The organism is Desulfuromonadales bacterium (assembly GCA_035620395.1).
Classification (GTDB): Bacteria; Desulfobacterota; Desulfuromonadia; order Desulfuromonadales; family DASPGW01; genus DASPGW01.
On the sequence record DASPGW010000249.1, the window covers coordinates 1 to 4,285 of the forward strand.

Consider the following 4,285-nt stretch of genomic DNA (forward strand, 5'->3'; position numbering starts at 1 on the left):
GGTCCGACCTTTCGGACTAGTCGGAGGAACATCATGAACATCCAGAATGAGATGCTGCAACTTGCCCGGCAGGCGAAGCAGGCGGCCCGGGTCATGGCCAAACTCTCTTCCGCGGTCAAGGACGACCTGCTGCGGCGCATGGCCGACGCACTGGAACACGGCGCCGCCGAGCTGCTGGCCGCCAACGAGAAGGATGTGGCCGCCGGCCGGCAGAAGGGACTTTCGGCGGCGATGGTCGACCGCCTGGGGCTGGACGAGCAGCGCATCCGGGCCATGGCCGACGGCCTGCGCGAGGTAGCTTCCCTGCCCGACCCGGTGGGAGAGATCACCGGCATGTGGCGGCGGCCCAACGGTATCCAGGTCGGGCGCATGCGCATCCCCCTCGGCGTGATCGGCATCGTCTACGAAGCGCGTCCCAACGTCACGGCCGATGCTGCCGGCCTCTGCCTGAAGAGCGGCAACGCCGTCATTCTGCGCGGCGGCTCCGAGGCGGTGCATTCCAACACCGCCATCGGCGCCCTGCTCAAAAAAGAACTCCGGCGCATGGGCCTGCCGGAGGCGGCCCTGCAGGTGGTCGCCACCACGGACCGCGCCGCGGTGCTTGAGCTGCTCAAACTGGAGGAGGAAATCGACCTGATCATCCCCCGCGGCGGCGAGGGACTGATCCGCTTCGTCGTCGAGCACTCCCGCATCCCGGTCATCAAGCACTACAAGGGAGTCTGTCACGTCTTTGTCGATGCCAGCGCCGATTTCGAGATGGCGGAACGGATCTGCGTCAACGCCAAGGTCCAGCGCCCCGGCGTGTGCAACGCCATGGAGACCCTGCTCATCCACAAGGACATTGCCGAAACCTTCGTGCCGCGCATCGTCGCCACCATGCGCAGCCAGGGTGTCGAATTGCGCGGCTGTCCGGTGACGCGCGAATTCGCCCCCGAGGTAATGGCAGCGAGCGAGACGGACTGGGGAGCCGAATATCTCGACCTGATTCTGGCGGTGAAGGTGGTCGACAACCTTGACGAGGCCATTGACCATATCCAGCAATACTGTTCCCTGCATACCGAGACCATCGTCACCGGCGACTACGCCAACGCCCAGAGGTTTCTGCGTGAAGTCAACTCGAGCGTGGTCATGGTCAACGCCTCGACTCGTTTTTCGGACGGCAACCAGCTCGGGCTGGGGGCGGAGATCGGCATCTCCACCACCAAGCTGCATGCCTTCGGTCCGATGGGACTGGAGGATCTGACCACCCGAAAATTCGTCGTACTCGGTGACGGGCAGATAAGACAATAATCATGTAGGGGCGCGGCGCCCGCGCCCGGGGCGGCGGAACCCCGCCCTACAACGGCCATCCCATGCGCATCGGCATCCTCGGCGGCACCTTCAATCCCATCCATCTCGCGCATCTGCGGATTGCCGAAGAGGTGCGCGAAGTTTGTGCTCTTGACCAGATCCTGTTCATCCCGGCCGCCCTGCCACCGCACAAGAATGTCGCCGAGGATGTCCCCTTCGCACACCGGCTGGCTATGGTGGAGCTGGCGGTGGCCGATAACCGCTATTTCCGTGTCTCCGATCTGGAAGGGCGCCGCACCGGCAAGAGCTACTCGGTCCATACCCTGGAGATTCTGCACCGGGAGAACCCGGCGGACGAATACTTTTTCATCGTCGGCATGGATTCCTTCCGCGACATCACCTCCTGGAAGGAGTACCGCCGTCTTTTCGAGCTGGCGCACATCGTCGTCGCCGCCCGCCCCGGCAGCCCCGGCGGAGATCCGCTCGGCCTGCTGCCCGTTGCCATCCGGGCCGACTTCTGTTATGATTGCGCCGCCAAAACGCTGCAGCATCGCTGCGGTACGTCGGTGATTTTCCTTCAAGAAACCCGACTCGACATCTCCTCCACCCGGATTCGCCGGATGGTGGCCGAGGGGCGCTCGATTCACTACCTCGTTCCCGCCGCCGTTGAGGACTACATCGTCCGCCACGGTTTCTACCGTGGCCAGGAAAGGTTATAACCGCTTGGAATCGAAACAACGGGCCATCCTCTGCGCCGCCTACGCTCTGGAGAAAAAGGCCTTCGACGTCCGCATTCTCGAAGTGCGGGGGCTTTCATCCCTGACCGATTACCTGTTGCTTGCCTCGGGCCGTTCCGACCGACAGGTCCAGGCGGTGGCCGAGTCGGTGCGCCTCGGACTGAAAAAGGACCATGCCATTCTCCCTCTGGCGGTCGAAGGAATGAACGAGGGGCGCTGGGTGCTCATCGATTACGGCGACGTCATGGTACACATCTTCCAGCAACCGGTTCGGGAGTTCTACGATCTTGACGGGCTCTGGAGCGAAGCGGCCGAGATCTCCGTTCCCGACGAGTATCATTGGGAGCGGCAGGCCGGGGCAAGGTGAAACTTCGTCTGGTCTGCGTCGGCAAGGTCTCGGAGCACTACCTGCGGGACGGTGTCGACGATTTTGCCGCCCGCATCACGCGCTATATGCCGCTGCTGGTAAGCGAACTGAAGGAAGAAAAGGTCGGCGGCAAAAAGGGCGATCCCCGCCACCTGCGCGAACGGGAGGGGGAGCGGATTCTGGAGAAGATCCCGGCAACGGCATTCACCGTCGTTCTCGATGAACGCGGCAAAACCATGACTTCTGAAGGTGTGGCCGCCCTGCTGGAGCGCCACATGGTGCAGGGGACTCCAGAAGTGGCGCTGGTCATCGGCGGCCCCTACGGGCTGAGCGAAGCAGTCCGGGGTCGGGCGGACCTGCTGCTGTCGCTCTCCCCCATGACGTTCACCCACCAGATGGCCCGACTTTTTCTGCTGGAGCAAATTTACCGGGGACTGACCATCCTGCGCAACGAGCCGTATCACAACCGCTGACATTGTTCACTGTAAGGAGTGTATTGACTGATGGAAGAGAAAGAGCTGCAAGCGGCCAAGGAACAACTGCTGCGGATGCGTCGCGAACTGATGCAGGAGGTGCAGGATGCCGCCGCCGCCTGCCGGGAAATGGGCCAGGACGGCGTTCCTGACATCGGCGACATGTCCTCGCAGACCTACAGCCGCGACGTTCTGCTCAATCTCAGCGAAACGCAGCGGCAGAAGATTCGCGATATCGACGCCGCCCTTGATCGTCTGGCCAGCGGCGAATATGGCGTCTGCATGCGCTGCGGCGAGGAAATCGCCCCCAAGCGCATGGCTGTACGCCCCTTCTCCCGTTACTGCGTGGAGTGCAAGACAGAAATTGAGAAGTTCGGCGAATAACCCCTATCGCCCCCTGTTATCAGGGCTCTGCCCCGGGAGAAGAACATGACGTTCATGTCGTTTCTGCTGCTTGTAATCCTTTTTCTGGCCTTCTTTATCTATTTCTCCGGCCTGAACCCGCACGAAATCACCATCTTCCTCTTCCCGGATCAGAGTATCACCTATTCGACCGCCATCGTCGTGGTAGGCCTTGTGCTGTTCGGGTTGGCTCTCGGCTATCTCGCGCACGTCTACAGCACGGTGAGCCATATGGTCAAGCACTGGAAGCGCGACCGTAACGAAAAGAAAATGCGCGAAGTGGCGGCCATTTACCGCGAGGGGGTCGGGAGGCTGCTCTCGGGAGACATCAAGAAGGCCCACAGCCTGCTGCAGAAGGCCCTGGAGCGCGACCCGTCCCGCGTCGAGACCTATATCGCCATGGCCAGCGTCCACCTGCAGGAAGGCGACGCCCAGGAAGGAGTGAGCCTGCTGCGCAAGGCGCGGGGGATCGAACCAAAGAGCCTGGAAGTGCTGTTCAAGCTCGCCGCCACCTACGAGGAGATCGGCCAGGACGAAGATGTCATCCAGACCTACCAGGCGATCCTCGCCCTTGAGAGCGATAATCGCAAGGCGCTGCGCGGTCTGCGTGACCTGCATATCCGGCACGGCCGCTGGAAGGAAGCACAGGAGTTGCAGAAGCGCCTCCTCAAGGTGGCCGCCGGCAGTCGCAGACTGGAAGAGGAAAAGCAGAAGAACCTCTTCCTGCGCTACGAAGTGGCCCGTCTGGCTCTGCAGGAAGGAGCGGCCGACCAGGCCAGGAACGAGCTCAGGGACATCGTCAAGGAAGCGCCGGAGTTTACCCCGGCCCGGGTTTCGCTGGGCGACGCCTGCCGCGCCCTGCGGCAGCGCGAGGAAGCGGTGCGGGTCTGGCAGGAAGGCTATCAGGCACTTGGCAAAAGCATCTTCCTGTCACGCCTGGAAGATCTCTATATGGAGGCCGAGGACCCGGCCACCCTCCTTTCCTTCTACCGCTCCGCCCTGCTCGAGCGCGGCGA

The 4,285-nt window shown here is 62.5% G+C and carries 6 protein-coding genes; all 6 read left to right on the forward strand.

All coding sequences use genetic code 11. From position 1 onward, the window contains the following. The first annotated feature begins 33 nt into the window (after positions 1 to 33). On the forward strand, positions 34 to 1,290 hold the full coding sequence (locus VD811_13645; GenBank protein HXV22026.1) for a glutamate-5-semialdehyde dehydrogenase: 1,257 nt from the start codon (positions 34 to 36) through the stop codon (positions 1,288 to 1,290). 62 nt (positions 1,291 to 1,352) lie between these two features. Continuing rightward, complete coding sequence (nadD, locus tag VD811_13650) at positions 1,353 to 2,009, forward strand: nicotinate-nucleotide adenylyltransferase (GenBank protein ID HXV22027.1); 657 nt, start codon at positions 1,353 to 1,355, stop codon at positions 2,007 to 2,009. Positions 2,010 to 2,013: 4 nt separating this feature from the next. Then, positions 2,014 to 2,394: a ribosome silencing factor gene (rsfS, locus tag VD811_13655; GenBank protein HXV22028.1), complete on the forward strand. Its 381-nt coding sequence runs from the start codon at positions 2,014 to 2,016 to the stop codon at positions 2,392 to 2,394. Next, positions 2,391 to 2,867: a 23S rRNA (pseudouridine(1915)-N(3))-methyltransferase RlmH gene (locus tag VD811_13660; protein ID HXV22029.1), complete on the forward strand. Its 477-nt coding sequence runs from the start codon at positions 2,391 to 2,393 to the stop codon at positions 2,865 to 2,867. Before rsfS ends, VD811_13660 begins: the two co-directional genes overlap by 4 nt. A 30-nt stretch (positions 2,868 to 2,897) precedes the next feature. Continuing rightward, positions 2,898 to 3,251: a TraR/DksA family transcriptional regulator gene (locus VD811_13665; GenBank protein ID HXV22030.1), complete on the forward strand. Its 354-nt coding sequence runs from the start codon at positions 2,898 to 2,900 to the stop codon at positions 3,249 to 3,251. A 45-nt stretch (positions 3,252 to 3,296) separates the two neighbouring features. Beyond that, positions 3,297 to 4,285: tetratricopeptide repeat protein (locus VD811_13670; protein ID HXV22031.1), on the forward strand; the 989-nt coding region annotated here is incomplete at its 3' end.